Below are 16,729 nucleotides of genomic sequence, written 5' to 3'. Positions count from 1 at the left end.
GGGCGGGAGCGGGTCCTCGGCGTGCTCGGGGCGTCGACCGCGCTCGTCGACGAGCTCGTCCGACGCCCGGAGCACTGGGTCGACGCCGCCAGGGCGGAGCGCCGCCCGGGAGACCAGGTGCGCAGCGAGCTCGTCCGTGCCGTGACCGAGGAGCGAGGGGACCGGACGGCGCACGACGCCCTGCGCATCGCCTACCGGCGCGGACTGCTGCGCATCGCCGCGCTGGACCTCACTGCCGACGACCCCCTCGCCGAGATGCCTGCCGTCGGCGAGGCCCTCGCGGAGCTGGCCGAGGCCGCGCTCGAGGCGGCGCTCGTCATCGCCCGAGAGGAGTACGGCGACGGTCACGAGGCGTGCCGTCTCGCGATCATCGGGATGGGCAAGACGGGTGGGGGCGAGCTCAACTACGTCAGTGACGTCGACGTCATCTTCGTCGCAGAGCCGGCCGACGGCGCGGATGAGGAGACAGCCCTGCGGGTCGGCACGGCGCTGGCGACCGCGACGATGCGCGCCTGCTCGTCCCCGACGTCCGAGGGGAGCCTCTGGCCCGTGGACGCGGCGCTGCGTCCCGAGGGCAAGCAGGGGCCGCTCGTGCGCACCATCAGCAGCCACAAGGCGTACTACGAGCGCTGGGCCAAGACCTGGGAGTTCCAGGCGCTGCTCAAGGCGTGGGTTTCCGCCGGGGACAAGGAGGTCGGACTGCGCTACAAGGCGGAGATCTCGCCGATGGTCTGGGAGGCGGCGGGGCGCGACAAGTTCGTCGAGGACGTCCAGGCCATGCGTCGACGCGTCGAGCAGCACGTGCCGGCCAACGAGGCGGCACGCCAGCTCAAGCTCGGACCGGGCGGTCTGCGTGACGTCGAGTTCAGCGTGCAGCTGCTGCAGCTCGTGCACGGGCGCAGTGATCCCAGTCTCCGCTCCGCGACGACGCTCGAGGCCTTGGCCGCGCTCGCGCGGGGTGGCTACGTCGGTCGGGAGGACGCCGCCGTCCTCGACCGGGCCTACCGGCACCTGCGCTGCCTCGAGCACCGCATCCAGCTGCACCGACTGCGTCGCACGCACCTCATGCCGGTGACCGAGCCGGACCTTCGTCGCCTCGGCCGCGCCATGGGGCACCGGACGCATCCCGAACGCGCCGTGGTCGCCGACCGCCAGGCCGCGGCGCGCGAGGTGCGCCGGCTGCACGAGCGCCTCTTCTACCGTCCGCTGCTCGCGGCGGCCGCCAGGCTGAGTCCCACCGAGGCGCGCCTGAGCCCGGAGGCGGCCCGACAGCGCCTCCTCGCCCTCGGCTTCCGCGACCCTGCCGGCGCCCTGCGGCACATCGAGGCCCTGACCACCGGTGTCAGCCGACGTGCCGCCATCCAGCGCACGCTGCTCCCCGTCATGCTCGGGTGGTTCGCCGACGAGGCCGACCCGGACGCCGGCCTGCTGTCGTTCCGCCGCGTGTCCGACGAGCTCGGTACGACTCACTGGTATCTCAAGATGCTCCGTGACGAGGGGCGCGCGGCCGACCGTCTGGCGCACTGCCTGGCACGGAGCAGGTATGCCGCCGACCTGCTCGTGCGTTCACCCGAGAGCGTGTCGATCCTGGGCGACGACAACGGACTGGCACCCCGCACCCGTGAGGCCATCACGGCCACGATGCAGTCCGCCGCGGGGCGGCGCGACTCAGCCGCCGACGCAGTGGCGGCGGTGCGCGCGATCCGACGCCACGAGCTGCTCCGCATCGTCATGGGTGACCTCGTCGGGGTCATCGACCTGCCCGGGGTGGGGGCGGCACTGACCGACCTCACCGGATCGACGATCCAGGTCGCCCTCGACGCCGCAACCCGTGCGGTCGAGGGGCGCGAGGGCATGCCGATCGGCGGTGACATCCTCGTGGTCGCCATGGGCAGCCTCGGAGGCCGAGAGCTCGGCTACGCCTCCGACGCCGACGTCATGTTCGTCCACCAGCCCCACGAGGGCGCCTCGGAGACGGATGTCCAGGCGCGCGCGACCCTGGTCGTCCAGGAGCTGCGCAAGCTCCTCTCCGGATCCGGTCCCGAACCCGGCCTCAGCCTCGACGCCGACCTGCGCCCCGAGGGCAAGGCCGGCCCCTTGGTGCGCAGCCTCGACTCCTTCCGCACCTACTACGAGCGCTGGGCCCTCACGTGGGAGTTCCAGGCGCTGCTGCGGGCCACCCCCATCGCCGGCCCGCCGCAGCTGGCCGAGGCCTTCTTGGCGCTCATCGACCCGCTGCGGTGGCCCGAGGGCGGCATCACGGCGAGCCAGGTGCGCGACATCCGCACCCTCAAGGCGCGGGTGGAGAGCGAGCGCCTGCCGCGTGGCGCCGATCCCCGCACCCACCTCAAGCTCGGACGTGGCGGGCTCACCGACGTCGAGTGGGTCGTGCAGCTGCACCAGCTCGAGCACGCCGACGCGCACCCGGCGCTCCGGGTCACCGGCACGATGGCAGGTCTCGCCGCGGTCAGCTCGGAGGGACTCATCGCGGCCGAGGACGCCGCGGCGCTCCGGGAGGCCTGGCAGCTCGGGGCGCTCATGCGCAACGCCGGCGTCCTGTGGCGGGGGAGACCCATCGACAGTGTCCCCTCCGACCTGCGCGACCTCGATGGGATCGGTCGGATCATGGGCCGGTCGCCCGGCGAGGGAGCGGCCCTGGCAGAGCTGTGGCGTCGGGTGGCGCGGCGCTCACGCCACGCCACAGATTTCAACTTTTACGAGTCCCCTCCTCGGGGTAGCGTCGTCCCGTGAATCCGACGGAGGGACAGGGCGTCCGCGTGCCGACGTACGGTGCCCTCCTCCGGGTCCCTCGCTACCTCCCGATCTTCCTGGCCAGCGCCCTGTCGCTGTGGGGTGACTACATCGCCCGCGTCACGATCGCGGCCCTGGTCTACGAGCGGACGTCGTCGCCCTTGGCAACGGCGACGACGCTGGCCGTCAGTCTCGTGCCGACCTTCTTCGGACGCAGCCTCGTGGGCCCTGTCGTCGACCGGTTCCCCTACAAGTGGGTGCTCATCTGGTCACACCTGGTTCGGGCGGCCTGCGTGCTCGGACTCATGTGGCTCGCGCTGACGGGCTCGGCCCTCTGGGTCATGTTCCTCGTCCTGTTCGCGCTCGAGCTGGTCGGCGGTGCGTCGACGGCGTCCAACATCGTGTTGCTCACCGATCTCTTCGAGGACCGTCACTTGTACGCCCGGGCCGTCGGTCTGGGGGCGATGTCCGAGCAGTTCAACCAGGCGCTCGGCCTGGCCGTCGGCGGAGGGCTCGTCGCCCTCGTCGGTCCCGAGACGGGTCTGCTCTTCGACCTGCTCAGCTTCGTCGTGGCCGCGCTGGTCATCCTCTTCGTCGTGCCACTGCGGCCCGTCTCCGGTATCCGCGGCCGCGGTCTGCGCGGCTTCATCCACGACCTCTCGACGGCAGCCGGTGACCTGGCCCGTCACCCGGTGCTGGCGCGGCTGGTGACCCTGAGTGCCGTCGCCAGCCTCGGTATCGCTGCGCCGGAGGCGCTCGCCATCCCGATTGCGGGTCGCAACGGCTGGGGCGGGGTGCTCATGGCCGCGCCCATCGTCGGGGCCATCGTCGGCATCGTCGCCATCGGACGTCGCGACGTGCACCAGCAGAACCGGTCAATCGTGCCTCTGGCGCTGTTGATGCCTCTGCCACTGCTCGTGACAGCACTGCAGCCACCGGTGTGGGCCGTCGCCATCCTCTTCTTCGCCTCCGGCACGCTCCAGGCGTTCATGGTGCCACTGCAGGCGACCTTCGCCCTCGTCACCGAGTCGTCACTCCGTGGCCGGATCTTCAGCCTGGCGGGGAGCGTGTCCGTCGCGGCGGCGGGGCTGTCGTATCTCGCCGCCGGCTGGCTCGGCCAACACACGAACGCCCACGTCGGGGTCACGGTCTGCGCGGCCGTCTGTCTCGTGCTCATCGCGGCCATCGCCGCCACCTGGCCCCACCAGCGGGTGCGCACCGCGGTGGACCACGCCTACGCCACCACGTCCTCCCACGCAGCCTGAGCGCGAGCCCCCTACGTTCAGTGCGCGGGGGTGCGGCGACCTGCGGCGTCCGTTCCGCCGGCCGCGCGGCCATCGCGACGGCGTCGCCCTCGCAGGTCGAGCGCGCTCGCGAGCAGGGCTACGGCTACGAGAGCGCCTGCTACGCGCAGCGCCGTGGACGCGTCGAGTCCCGCGCCTGAGGCGACGCCGGAGTAGAAGACCGCGCCGACGAGCGCGATACCGGCAGCGGTGCCGATGCGCTGTCCCGTCTGGAGGAGCCCTCCGGCGGTGCCGGCACGCTCGACCGGGACCTTCGCGACGGTCAGGGTGATGTTGGGGGAGATGACGAGGCCGCTGCCGATGCCGGCGACGAGCAGGGGGCCGGCCAGCCACCACCCGAGCGATGCGTCGTGGACGGTGGCCAGGACCACGTCGACCCCGATGACGCCGACGAGCACGACGGCGAGCCCGCCGGTGACCAGCGACCGCTCGAACCGACTGACGAGGCGTCCGCCGATCGCGGAGGTGACCGCCGATCCTGCCGCGAACGGGGTCACCGCCAGTCCGGCGAGCAGCGGCGTGTAGCCGAGCCGCTCCTGGAAGAAGATCGTCAGCACGAAGAAGATGCCGGTGAAGCCGGCGAAATAGATGGTGCCGACCGCGGCACCGGAGGCGTAGCCCGGCACGCGGAAGAGGGCCAGGTCCACGAGGGGGCTCCGCCCTCGCCCGGTGTAGGAACGCTCCCACCCGAGGAAGGCGCCGAGGAAGGCCAGCCCGACGACGGCGACCCACCATGGCACRCTCGCGCCACCGCGACCCGTCTCGACGACGGGAAGCAGGATGCCGAGCACGCCGGCGCCGAGCAGCACCACACCGACCGGGTCCGCGTCGATCCGGCGGCTGCGGTCACGGACCGGCGGGTCGGGCAGCCACTGCATCGCGAGCACGACGGCGGCCACGGCGATCGGGAGGTTGACGAAGAAGATCCACCGCCAACCGCTCTCCTCGCCCAGCCGGTCGAGGATGACCCCACCGACGACGGGGCCCACCGCCGTGGAGATCCCGATCGTCGCGCCGAGCAGGCCGAAGGCGCGGCCGCGTTCGGCGCCGCGGAAGAGCTGCTGGATCAGGCCCGACACCTGCGGGTTGAGGATGCCGCCTGCGGCGCCCTGGACGAGCCTGGCCACGACGAGCAGCGCGCTGCTGGGCGCCAGACCGCAGGCCAGGCTCGCGAGGCCGAAGAGGACGACACCGACCACGAAGACGGTGCGCCGACCCAGGACGTCTCCGATGCGACCCGAGGGCACGAGTGTCAGGCCGAAGGCCAAGGCGTATCCGGACACGACCCACTGCAGGTCGCTCGGAGTGGCGTCCAGGCCCTTCTGGATCGAAGGAAGCGCGACGTTGACGATGCTGACGTCGAGCAGCGTCATGAAACCGGCCACGAGGCATACCCACAGCGCCTTCCAGCGGCGCGGGTCGGGGCTGTCAGGGCCGCTGTCGCTCGGGTCGGACGGTCTCGCGGCCGGGGGGTCGGCCAGTGGTGTCGACCGGTCGACGGCGTCGTCGGCGGGGTGCTCCGTGCGGGCGGGGTCCCCGGTCACGATCCGAGGATCCCGGTGGTCGCGTCGTCGCGCCGCCCCTCGAAGAAGTGCTCCAGCACGCGGGCGAAGGGATCGGCCTCGGCAGCGTCGTCCGCGGCACGCTCGAAGAGCGTCATCGACGAGCGCAGCTTGACCGCGTCCACGGGCCCGAGCACCTGGACGGCATCGGCGGTGTCAAGGGCATCCAGTGCCTCGGCGCACTCGCGCAACCGGGGTCCGAGGACCGGGTGGCGCAGGTACGCGCGTGCCTCGGAGAGCCCGGACACGGCATACCGCTGGGCTGTCTCGCTGCGGCCGAGGCCGGCGACCTGCGGGAGCACGAACCACATCCAGTGCCCGCGCTTGGACCCCGCCCGCAGCTCGGTCAGCGCGGAGGCGTACGTGCCGGCGGCGTCCTGGGCACGCACGAACCGTTCGAGGTCGGGGAAGCTCTCGGTCATGGTCGAGTCCTACCCGACTCGCGAGCGGGACCGACGCCTGCGCCGGCACGGGCCCTCGCAGGTCCGCGCCGGCGCCGGTTCCGGCGGTCAGAGTCCGAGCTTGCCGCCGAGGTCGCCGAGCCCACCGCTCAGGAGCTCCTGGGGGTTGATTCCGAACTTGCCCAGGAGGTCCGCGTGCTGGTCGGTGTCCACCTGGTCGGGCAGCTCGCCCTCGGCCTGGTCGGCCTGCTGCTGGTCGCCGCGGCTGCGCAGGAACGCCAGGATCTGCTGCTTGTCGATCTGCATGGTCTCTCCTTCTCGGTGACGCGCTGCCGGCGCCGGTTCGCGCTCCACTGCAGCGTTGGTCAGGTCGGGTGCCGTCTCCACGTACCCACCGTCGTCGTCTCGCACCGGCGCATCCGCGGCCAAGGCGCGGGGCGGCCGCCCGGGTGCGACGCACCCGGGCGGCCGGGACTGATGGTCGGTCCTGCTGCTCACGTCACTTCAGGACGACGACCTTGTGCATTCCCATGAAGGCGTGCGGCATACCGGTCACGTCGTCGGCCACGAAGCACTGCAGCACGTACGTGCCCGGCGGCATGTCGTAGGTCAGCGTCGCGTGGTTGCCCGCGGACAGGACGTCCAGCCCGAAGCTCGGCCCGTCCAGTGCGAACGGCGGTGGGGTCATCACCCCGGAGTCGTAGTACGCTTGGATCTGCTTGTCGGTCGTCCCCTTCTTGACCGGCGAGAACTGCGCGATGTGGATCGTGTCAGCAACGTTTCGGAAGGTGACGCTGCCCTTGGCCGGCAGGTGGCTCGGGCCCACGAAGCGGTCTGCCGAGGTGAGCCAGATGGTCGGCGTGGACCATCCCGAGCCGTCCTTCCAGTCCGAGCTGTCCCCCTCGGTGTCGCGCACGACGAACCTCGTCAGTGCGGGGTTGGGAGGTCCAGACGGCGCCATGGGCCCGAAGAAGCTCCCGAGGTCCATCAGGTAGTACGTACCGGGACGCAGGTCGACCCGGACCGAGGCCGGGTATCCCTTCTGGACGTCGGCCAGCCCGCTCGCGCTGATGTCCCGGTTGAGCTCTCGGGTGCCCTTGGCGGCAGTCGCCGGGTCCTGCGAGAACTCGTCGGCGAGGTCCGCCTTGAACGTGTTGACGGTGGCCTTCCCGAGGAGGCGGAAGAGGCTGATCTCGCTCCCGCCGGGACCCGCGTTCGTGGTGGACACACGGAAGGAGACGGGACCTTCGTCGACGCGCCAGCGGCTCAGCGACACGTGGGAACCGTCCCCGGTGACCCAGACCGTGGTGACGCGTGGGTGATCGGCTTGGTGGGCCGAGGCGCTCCCGGCGGCGGCCACCGGCACAGCCGCGGTCAGCGCGAGGGCGGCAAGAGTGGAAACGAGTCTTCTCACGAGACACCCCTAGGGCAAGAACGGCCCCGGCCAGCCCGAGGCCATCTCCCAGCGTGAACCGGTCCGACCGTGCCCGGATCCACCGTTTGGCGTATGCCACGTCCACCCATCCGGGGCATCGCGGACTTCCGGGGTCTGGCTGCAGGGACGCTCATGGGATCATGCTCGCTGTGACCTGCCTGCCCCGTCGGCGACGGAGCCCCGCAGGCGAGAGCATTCGAGACCCCGGTCTCGTCGCCACCCATTCGTTGCTCAGCACGAGCGCTCAGTTCGAGTGCTCAGGACGAGAAGGATCATCATGACCCCGCAGTCGATCACCCCAACCCGCCGCCCAGCAGCTTCGCAGACCCCTGCCCACGCGGACCGCTCGGCGGTCAGCTCCTGTCCAGGGCGTGGCCTGTGAGCGCGGGCGGCGGCCGCCGGCAGCAGTCCCGCGGCCGCGGGCGCGGCTCGCGACGGTCCCAGGACCTGCCCGCACTGGCGCGCGACGGGCTGCGGATCGTTCCGCTGGGGGGCCTGGGTGAGATCGGGCGCAACATGACAGTCTTCGAGCACGCCGGCCGGCTGCTCGTCGTCGACTGCGGCGTCCTCTTCCCCGAGGAGCACCAGCCGGGCGTCGACGTGATCCTGCCGGACTTCTCCTGGATCCGCGACCGTCTCGACAAGGTCGACGCCATCGTGCTCACGCACGGCCACGAGGACCACATCGGCGGCGTGCCCTACCTGCTGCGCGAGCGGCCGGACATCCCCGTCGTGGGCTCCCGTCTCACGCTCGCCTTCCTCGAGGCGAAGCTCCAGGAGCACCGCATCACCCCCGTCACCGTCCAGGTGAGCGAGGACGACCGACGCACGTTCGGGCCCTTCGACTGTGAGTTCGTCGCCGTCAACCACTCGATCCCCGATGGGCTCGCCGTCGCGATCCGGACCGCCGCCGGCCTCGTGCTGCACACCGGTGACTTCAAGATGGACCAGTTCCCGCTCGACGGCCGGGTGACCGATCTGCGCGCCTTCGCGCGGCTCGGTGARGAGGGCGTCGACCTCTTCCTCGTCGACTCGACGAACGCGGAGGTCCCCGGCTTCACGGTGTCCGAGGGGGAGCTGTCCCCGGCGATCGAGGCGGTGTTCCGCACGACGCCAGGCCGGGTCATCGTGTCGAGCTTCGCCAGCCACGTGCACCGGATCCAGCAGGTGCTCAACGCGGCCCGCGACCACGGGCGGAAGGTCGCCTTCGTCGGCCGCTCGATGGTGCGCAACATGGGCATCGCCGCTGACCTCGGCTACCTCGACATCCCCAAGGGCCTGGTCGTCGACCTCAAGCAGCTGGAGCGGCTGCCCGCGGACCAGATCGCCTTGATCTGCACGGGGTCACAGGGGGAGCCGCTCGCCGCCCTGTCGCGGATGGCGAGGCGCGACCACCCCATCCGCGTCGCCGAGGGCGACACGGTGCTGCTTGCCAGCTCGCTCATCCCCGGCAACGAGAACGCCATCTATCGCGTGATCAACGAGCTCACTCGCTGGGGCGCCAACGTCGTGCACAAGGGCAATGCAAAGGTCCACGTGTCCGGTCACGCCAGCGCAGGCGAGCTTGCCTACTGCTACAACATCGTCCAGCCCTCCAACGTGCTACCCGTCCACGGGGAGTGGCGCCACCTGCGTGCCAACGCCGACATCGCCATCCGCACCGGCGTCGAACCCAAGCGTGCCCTCATCGCTCACGACGGCGCCGTGATCGACCTGGTCGACGGCCAGGCCAGCATCACCGGCACCGTCCAGGCCGGGCTCGTCTACGTCGACGCCATGACTGTCGGCGGAGCGACGGAGGAGTCGCTGCACGTGCGCCGAACCCTCGCTGAGGAGGGAGTCATCACCATCGTCTGCATCGTCGATCCCGACACCGGCAAGCTCGCCGAGGAGCCGGACTTCCTCGTCCACGGGTTCGAGCACGAGCGCGGCGAGTTCGCCAAGGCCACCCCGGCGATCCAGAAGGCTCTGACCACCGCGTCGAAGGAGGGCATCGAGGACATCGAGCAGGTGGAGGAGCTCGTTCGCCAGGCGATGTCCACCTGGGTGCATCGACAGGCTCGGCGAAGCCCCCTGATCATCCCTGTCATCGTCGACGCCTGAGCCTGCGACAACCAGCGAGGCCCTGACCACTTCGGTGGGTCAGGGCCTCGCCGTCCGAGCGCAGGGTCTGTCACGCTCGGAACCGTGGTCAAGTCCGGTGCCTCAGCCGAGTACCTGGAGCCGTCGGGCGGGTGCCGGCGCCGTCGTCGCCGTTCATGGCTCAGGACCGCGAGGCTCAACGTCGTCGGATGGTCGGCGCTTGTGGGTGCGTGCCTCGTGGCTGCCGCACTGGGCCTCGTATCGGTGACCGCTCTTGGTTGGCCACGCTCACTCGGCACCGCCTGCGCAGTGATCCCGGTGGCCGGGGTCGTTTTCGCCGATCGCAGACGTTGGGCTCGGATGGAGACCGGCTTCGGTTGGGGCGGCTCGATGGAGGAGGTCACGAGGATCGCCGATGAGCTCGAGGCAGAGGGGGTTCACGCACGGGTCAGTCCTGAGGCCGTGGGCTCTGCGTGGGACGACCGGGCGGATTCGCCACCTGACCGAGCGGCAGGGGAGACAGCGTTCCTTGAATACCGCAACAGGGACGCTGAGGTGGTGATGAGGAAGCTAGGCGAGCACGGCGTCCATCCACCTGATCTGCTGTGAATCCGCCGCCCGACCGGGCAGAACGCCGTCCTATGCCGCATGGCGAGCGTCTTGCCATTGCGCCCGCTTCTTGCCGAACGCCGGACCACCAGCCCGCCGATCGTGCGGCCCTACGACCCCGGGACGTCGAGGCCTGACCTCCCGGTGCCTGTCGGGAGCGGGGCCTCGGCTCGCATGGGGGTTGCCGTCATTTCAGAGCTGGGTCTACCGTCGAAAAGTCCAGACGCCCCACCGATTTCTTCGAACAGCTCCGGCAGAGGGGACTGACGTCCGGCCCGCGGCAGGTGGCGGAATGGAGGATTGAGCAGCACGCGTAGACGAGGCGCCTGTGTCGACTCCGCATCACTCTCATGCGAGGAGTACGTACATGCCCACCCTGAAAAAGTCTGCGGTACTGATCACCTCCGGGGCCCTTGCTGCCGCCTCTCTCTTCACCCTCGGCGCATCGCAGTCAACGGCGCAGACCTTCGGCTTCCAGAACCTCAACCAGATCCAGAAGCGGCACGTCTCTGGCTTGCTCGCGAGCGAGCTCGACACCGCAGCCCAACCCCAGGCGCGCAGCGCTGCACCGCTTCGGGCATCGGCCCTGGCGGTGCCGCAGACACCCGGCCCGAACGGTTGCCGCGCCAACCGAGGCTCCAACGTGAAGGTCAACGTCAACTGCCTCAACCTCACTGATGCCGATCTGCAGGGCCGCGGACAGGCGCAGAACGAGACGTCGATCGCGGTCGACCCGAACCACCCCGATCACGTCGTGGCCGCCTACAACGACTACCGGCGGGGCGACGGTACGTGCGGAGTCTCTTACTCCCTCAACGGTGGCCGCACGTGGGCCGACACCACCACCCCGAACGGGTTCACCCGCGGTGACTTCGTCGGCAAGCCCCGGGAGTACTGGCAGGCCAGTGGTGACCCGTCGGTTGCCTGGGACACGAAGGGCAACGTCTACCTCTCCTGCCAGCAGTTCAACCGTGGCGACGGCACCAGCCCCAATCCGGACCAGTCCAGCGCCTTCTACGTCTACCGCTCCACGCACACCCAGGGCGCCTCGTTCAACTTCCCCGGACGTGCCGTCGCAACGATCAACGACACGGCCGGTGCCGGCACCGCGCTGCTCGACAAGCAGCTCCTCACCGTGGACAACAACAAGGGCAGCACATATGCCGACCGCGTCTACGTCACGTGGACCAACTTCGCCGCCGATGGCACGGCCTACATCTACGAGTCGTATTCCAAGGACTACGGCGAGACGTTCTCGGCGCCCGTCCTGGTCAGCAAGAACAGCCGGTTGTGCGGCAACACGTACGGCCTTCCCACCCCGCAGGGCGACTGCAACCAGAATCAGGACTCTCAGCCCTTCGTCGGCAGGGACGGCACGCTCTACGTCGTCTACAACAACTTCAACAACGTCGTGACCGGGAAGGACAACCGCAACCAGGTCTTCCTCTCCCGGTCGACCAACGGCGGCACGAGCTTCAGTGCGCCGGTCAAGGTCGCCGACTACTTCGAACTTCCGGACTGCGCGACCTACCAAGGTGGGGCTGACCCAGGTCGGGCCTGTGTCCCCGAGAAGGGTCCGAGCCGGGACTCCATCTTCAGGGCCAGCAACTACCCGGTCGGCGCCGCCGACCCGACCGACCCAAACCGGGTCCTCGTGACCTTCGGCTCGTACATCAGCCGCAACTCGAACGAGCAACGGGGGTGTGCCCCGACCGGGTTCTCGGCCACCGGCGGCAACACCTACGCGGGTGTCAAGAACGGGGGCTGCAACAACGACATCGTCTACAGCGTGTCCGGTGACAAGGGCTCGTCGTTCTCAGGATCCGGCATCGACCCGCGGCAGCTGCCCGTGGTCACCGACGGCCCGAGCCAGACGACCACCGATCAGTTCTGGCAATGGGCTGGCTTCACGGCGTCAGGCACCCTCGTGGCCAGCTACTACGACCGCTCCTACGGCAACGACAACACGACCGGCAGCTCGGACATCACGGTGTCGGCGTCGCACAACAGGGTCAGCTTCGCCCACAAGCGAGTGACCTCGGGACCGATGCCTCCGCCCACCCAGTTCTCCGGCCTGTTCTACGGCGACTACGCCGGCCTCACAGTGACAGACACCACGGCATACCCAGCGTGGTCGGACACCCGTGCCGTCGACGAGTTCCTCTGCCCGGGCACCGGCACGCCAGCGGTCGCACCGACCGTCTGCAGCGGCTCGGCACCGAACGCGCCATTCGCAAACGACCAGGACGTCTATACAGCCGGGGTGACCATTCCGTAGCCCCACCTCTCGCGCTGGCGCCCGGGCGCGGACCCGGTCCGGACCCGGGCGCCAGAGCGTGAGTGGCAGACCTGCGCAGATCAGGATGGTGGAGGTCAGGATGGTGGAGGCTTGGGTAGCGGACCCGACCCGGTGCCGGGCACCGGCGTGACGTGCACGCTGAGCTCGAAGACCTGTGGCGCGCTGGCGCAAGGCGGCGTCGAGTGCGAGCAGACCCCGTTTGTCTGCGCGGACACCAGCACACGGCCGGCACGGACGGCGAGGAAAGTCGCCGTGGCAGGACCCGCGGGGTGCCCCACGGCTTGCTCGGTCGCCAGGGGCTGCAACGGCGGCTGCGGGTCGCGGGCAACTGTGTGAGCCGACGGGGCGGCCCAACCGTCACCAAGGGTGACGACCAGGCGTTGACCGACGTGCAGGACCACCACCTGGCCACGCTCGGCGTACCCCACGACAACCGCATTCCCACCGCTTGCGCTCATCTGCCCTCCCGTTGCCGGCGACGTCCACGCCGTAGGGGCTCTTGTTGCTGGAGCGGTCGCGGCCCCTGCACTCGTACCAGAGGCGGCCACCGGCCGCGGGGACGGGACTCCTCCACATCCGGTGAGGAGAACGATGCAGCCAGCTGCCACCACGGCCAGTCCAGCAGCCCGTGTACGGGCCGGACTCACCGCCCGTCGCGGCACGTCAACGGTTCCTCGCCGCATCTCTCAACTATAGGCGCAGCCGATGACTCGGCCTCTGGACAAGTAGCCCCCGGGGGGTGACACCGATCGAGTCCCAGATCCGCCGGGGATCCGGCGGCCAGGGCGCCCCCCGGCCCTGCGTCATTCGCCGGGACAGACGGCCCGACCTGACGGCGTACGTCATCCATGGTCTCCATGACGCGCAAGGTCGTCGCGTGCGGCAGGAGGGGGGACTCGGTCTCGCCGGCGACGAGGCAGCGGGCGAACTGGGCCGCCTCGAAGGAGAAGCCGCGCACGTCGTCAATGATCCCGCCGGTCCGCTCGTCGATGACCCCGTTGTCGCGGGCGGGAGCCGGATCGTCGAGCCGGCGGCATAGAACGCCCTGGGCTCACCCGGCCCCTGTGACCGTGATGGTCGTCGTGGGGTCGAGGTCCAGGTCGGTCAGCGTGCCGGCTGCCGACACGGACGTCGGCGCSCCGAGCACSMRGTCGGCGAAGGASACAAGGTAGACGCCGAGGTCGAGCAGSCCCCCGCCSGCGAGCTCGGTCTGCGCGAGCCGGGCCGGRCCGTCCGGTAGAGCCGCTGGCCGTGGTCGGCGACGACGGTCACGACCTCGCCGATGACGCCGGTCTCGACGACGTGCCGCACTACGACGTGCCGCACTACGACGTGCCGCACCACGTCGTAGTGCGCAGGAACCGGCTCCACATGGCCTGGACGGTGAGCAGCGCGTGGTCGCAATGCTCGAGTGCGGCGACGCGACTCGAGGAGCCTGAGGACTGGGCTGCTGGGCAATCAGAGATGCCGAGTTCGAGCAGACGCGTGCGTCAACCGAGTAGTGGCGTACGGCATGGTCGCCTTCGCCCACAGTGGGGCAGATCCGGACGTCCCGGCCCGAGCCTCCCAGACGCCCATGTGCCGCGCAATATGAGCGCCATCGACGGCAGCGCTAATGACGATATATCGAGAATGCTCGTGGGGACGTTTCGGCTGTGTCGCTGATATGTGCCTTCGTCCGTGCCTAGACAGTGACTACAGAGGTGTCTAAAAGACTTCCCAGCACCAGAGCTGATCTGTTGAGGCCAAGACCGTTCGCGATACGCTGGCGGGTCCGCCGAACTTCGCGACGCGACGTACTTCAACAGCTTCTTGATATGGAACGCGGCCCGGGGAGACTCGACCCCGCGGAACCTGCTCCGTGACAACGACATCAGGGGCAGTCGTCACATTGTGCCATTCTGCACGCCTTGAAAGGCATCAGTCGTGAAAAAGTTCTTAGTCTTACTTGTCAGTTTCTTCCTTCTTCTCGTTGTGTCCGCCCCCTCAGCGCAAGCTGCCAGCCCGCACTTCAAGAGAGGCGGAGAACCCGTCTGTACCATCACGGCGAGCGGCTCGTCGACCTCGACGACCTGCAGAGCCGTGCTCGCAGGGCTCGGCAACCAGGACCTGCTCGCCACCGTGTCTGTGTCCGGGTTCGCCGTCTACCAGTGCCAGAACAACGGCGGCAACACGGCGCCTGGTCAGAACAAGGTCCTAGTAGGGCCCGCCGTAGCGCCGACCTTCATCGACTCCTCGGCGATCAAGAACGGCAACCTAACCTTGGTCACCAAGCCGGCAGTGCTCAGCGCCCCCGCGACCGTGACGGGTGCCCAAGCCGGCTGCCCCAACCCGAACTGGACTGGCGTCAACCCGACCCTGAACGTCACCAGCATTTCCCTCGTGATCGAACAGCCCCCGGGCACGGAGATCTTCAACTGCTCCGCGTCAAACCCGAGCGGACTCTCGGGATCGGTTCCGCTCACCTGCTGATGACTGCAAACGCAGCCAACAGCGAGCCTGAACCGCCACGCTGGACACCGGCCGCAGCCTGGTAAATGCCACGGCCGGGTCCGGTCCCATCTCTGCCCGATGCACCACGGCGCTAAGGGCAGTTGAGTCCATAGCGTTGGTGTACGACGACACCGGTAAGCGTGCCCCTGCACATGCAAGTGCGGTCACCGCGTCATCCTTCGAGTGAACCTCTCACAGCACCCTCGAATGGAGCATCGCGATGACCGCGAACACCAGTATCGACCCTGCCGTCTTCCTGAACCGTCCTGAGTCTCCCGGAGGCTGGTTGATACGCGACCTCCGGGTTAGGGGCCACGGACTCAGCCTGCCGGCGAGCGTCCTCGTATTCAACCGGTGGCAGGTTCCCGATCGAGGAGTGAAACCGGGTTGTGTTGCACGAGTGGACCCAGCGAGCGAATTGCCATTCGACCTCTCTGCGGTCGCTCCACGCGGGTCCGCCGATGTCGATGGCCTCGGTCTTCAACAGCCCGATCGTGGACTCGCACAACGCGTTGTCGAGAGCGTCACCCACGGTCCCGATCGAGCCGGCGATCTGCGCGAGGATCAACTCGGCGGTGAACGCCACCGACCTAGACTGCGACCTGGCATCCGAGTGTTGGACCAAACCTGTTGGTGTCCAATGGGATTCACACCGAGACCGGAGGTTCAAGGCTTGGCGTAGCGCGTCGGTGACCAGCGCGGTGTGCTTGTTCGTGGTGACCCGCCACCCGAGGATCCGGCGGGAGAAGACGTCGACGACGAACGCGACGAACACGAATCCGGCCAACGTCCACACGTAGGAGAAATCGGCCACCCACAGCTGGTCGGGCCCGGTCGGGGCGTCCCAGCCGCGGTGGGCCGGGTCGGGGTGACGGACCGCCGCCTCGTCCCGCCTCGTGGTGACGGTGCGGTGCCGCCCGCGTACGACAACGTGGATCCCGGTGATCGCCATCAGCCGACCGACTTGGTCACGACCCACCTCCAGGCTCGCACGTCGGGCCGCGTGCCACATTCTCCGGACCCCGTGGACGCCCCAGTTCTCCTGCCACAAGGTCACCACGGCGTTCACGAGGTAGGCCTCGGCCAACGCCGCGTCGGACGCCGGCGTGGCCTCGATGGCGTTACGTGGACGGCGCGATCTTCATCCCGTGCTCGGACAGCACGGCACAGATCGGCTCGACGCCGAACCGCTCCCGACACCCGTCGATGTAGGCCACGACCACTTGAGTCGGCGGTCGAGCTCCGCCTGTGCGAAAGACGCCGAGGCGGTCTTGAGGATGTCGTTCGCGCGCTCGAGCTCGGCCACCCGGCGCTTGAGCGCGCGTACCTACTCAGGGTCCGCCTGACGTGTCGATGTCGGCGGGCGGGAACCCGCGGCGCGATCCTCGGCCTCGATCCGGTTACGGATCGTGGCCGGGTTGATGTCGAGCAGCGCGCGGACCTGACGACGTGCCCCGACCTTCGACCCCGTGCTGCTCGAGCCGGTCCCGGTACATCCGGACCGCCCGCTCACGAGTCGCCTCGTCGAACTTCCTCGGTGCAGGCACGAGAACAGTCTCCCTTGCTAGATCAGAACCGTCCGGGAGACTGAGGACCGTTCAAGAACATTGTCCATCACTAGCCACCAAGCCATCCGCGGCAGGAGCAGCCGACCCGAGGACGGCGAGGGACTCGAAGGGCCGATGGGTTGAACCGCCAGAGCGGCCCACGTGCGCGGCGCCGCGATCGGGCAGCTGCCACGACGGCGCCGTCCCGCGGCCGCCGTCACGGGAGAGCACAGCGCCGGCGGAGCC

General features: G+C 69.4%; 12 protein-coding genes, 1 pseudogene and 1 other annotated feature. Of the genes and pseudogenes, 7 read left to right on the top strand and 6 right to left on the bottom strand.

The annotated features are described in order from the left end of the window. Both AC1DP0_RS06035 and AC1DP0_RS06030 read left to right on the top strand, forming a co-directional pair. Positions 1-2,751 (top strand): bifunctional [glutamine synthetase] adenylyltransferase/[glutamine synthetase]-adenylyl-L-tyrosine phosphorylase (locus AC1DP0_RS06035; RefSeq protein WP_478082962.1); only part of this gene is annotated, 2,751 nt, incomplete at its 5' end. Then, a complete protein-coding gene (locus tag AC1DP0_RS06030; RefSeq protein ID WP_478082961.1) occupies positions 2,748-4,016 on the top strand; it encodes an MFS transporter in 1,269 nt (422 codons plus the stop codon). The genes AC1DP0_RS06035 and AC1DP0_RS06030, both read left to right, overlap by 4 nt. A 17-nt stretch (positions 4,017-4,033) precedes the next feature. Here the strand turns inward: AC1DP0_RS06030 and AC1DP0_RS06025 are convergent, their stop codons facing one another. The 4 genes from AC1DP0_RS06025 to AC1DP0_RS06010 all read right to left on the bottom strand — a co-directional run bounded on the left by AC1DP0_RS06025 (position 4,034) and on the right by AC1DP0_RS06010 (position 7,432). Next, positions 4,034-5,599, bottom strand: a complete 1,566-nt coding sequence (locus tag AC1DP0_RS06025) for an MFS transporter (protein ID WP_478082960.1) — start codon at positions 5,597-5,599, stop codon at positions 4,034-4,036. Beyond that, entirely contained in the window at positions 5,596-6,039 is a 444-nt protein-coding gene (locus tag AC1DP0_RS06020; RefSeq protein WP_478082959.1) for a DUF1810 domain-containing protein, read from the bottom strand. Before AC1DP0_RS06020 ends, AC1DP0_RS06025 begins: the two co-directional genes overlap by 4 nt. An 87-nt stretch (positions 6,040-6,126) precedes the next feature. Then, a complete protein-coding gene (locus tag AC1DP0_RS06015; RefSeq protein WP_478082958.1) occupies positions 6,127-6,324 on the bottom strand; it encodes a hypothetical protein in 198 nt (65 codons plus the stop codon). Positions 6,325-6,517: 193 nt separating this feature from the next. Next, a complete protein-coding gene (locus tag AC1DP0_RS06010; protein WP_478082957.1) occupies positions 6,518-7,432 on the bottom strand; it encodes a hypothetical protein in 915 nt (304 codons plus the stop codon). Positions 7,433-7,969: 537 nt separating this feature from the next. Here AC1DP0_RS06010 and AC1DP0_RS06005 point away from each other — a divergent pair. The 4 genes from AC1DP0_RS06005 to AC1DP0_RS05990 all read left to right on the top strand — a co-directional run bounded on the left by AC1DP0_RS06005 (position 7,970) and on the right by AC1DP0_RS05990 (position 13,482). Then, complete coding sequence (locus AC1DP0_RS06005) at positions 7,970-9,556, top strand: ribonuclease J (protein WP_478082963.1); 1,587 nt, start codon at positions 7,970-7,972, stop codon at positions 9,554-9,556. A 339-nt stretch (positions 9,557-9,895) separates the two neighbouring features. Further along, positions 9,896-10,144 (top strand): hypothetical protein, encoded by a 249-nt coding sequence (locus tag AC1DP0_RS06000; protein WP_478082956.1) that lies wholly within the window; start codon positions 9,896-9,898, stop codon positions 10,142-10,144. Positions 10,145-10,511: 367 nt separating this feature from the next. Beyond that, the gene (locus AC1DP0_RS05995; RefSeq protein WP_478082955.1) at positions 10,512-12,422 is read left to right on the top strand and encodes a sialidase family protein; all 1,911 of its coding nucleotides are present in this window, start codon (positions 10,512-10,514) and stop codon (positions 12,420-12,422) included. A gap of 898 nt (positions 12,423-13,320) precedes the next feature. After that, positions 13,321-13,482, top strand: coding sequence for a hypothetical protein (locus tag AC1DP0_RS05990; RefSeq protein WP_478082954.1), 162 nt, complete (start codon positions 13,321-13,323; stop codon positions 13,480-13,482). 12 nt (positions 13,483-13,494) lie between these two features. On the opposite strand, the gene AC1DP0_RS05985 is transcribed toward AC1DP0_RS05990, so the two are convergent. After that, positions 13,495-13,974 carry a Gfo/Idh/MocA family protein gene (locus tag AC1DP0_RS05985; protein ID WP_478082953.1) on the bottom strand — a complete coding sequence of 160 codons (480 nt, stop codon included), beginning with the start codon at positions 13,972-13,974 and terminating at the stop codon, positions 13,495-13,497. 551 nt (positions 13,975-14,525) lie between these two features. On the opposite strand from AC1DP0_RS05985, the gene AC1DP0_RS05980 reads away from it, so the two are divergent. Next, positions 14,526-14,915 (top strand): hypothetical protein, encoded by a 390-nt coding sequence (locus tag AC1DP0_RS05980; RefSeq protein ID WP_478082952.1) that lies wholly within the window; start codon positions 14,526-14,528, stop codon positions 14,913-14,915. Between the two features lie 331 nt (positions 14,916-15,246). On the opposite strand, the pseudogene AC1DP0_RS05975 reads toward AC1DP0_RS05980, so the two are convergent. Then, positions 15,247-16,483 (bottom strand): annotated as a pseudogene (locus AC1DP0_RS05975) (IS3 family transposase); the annotation flags it as partial. Further along, positions 16,067-16,198 (bottom strand) — a sequence feature (AL1L pseudoknot). It overlaps the preceding pseudogene by 132 nt. Positions 16,484-16,729: the final 246 nt, after the last annotated feature.

The organism is Terrabacter sp. P5_B1, from assembly GCF_056400505.1.
This window is presented reverse-complemented; position numbering and strand designations above follow the sequence as displayed.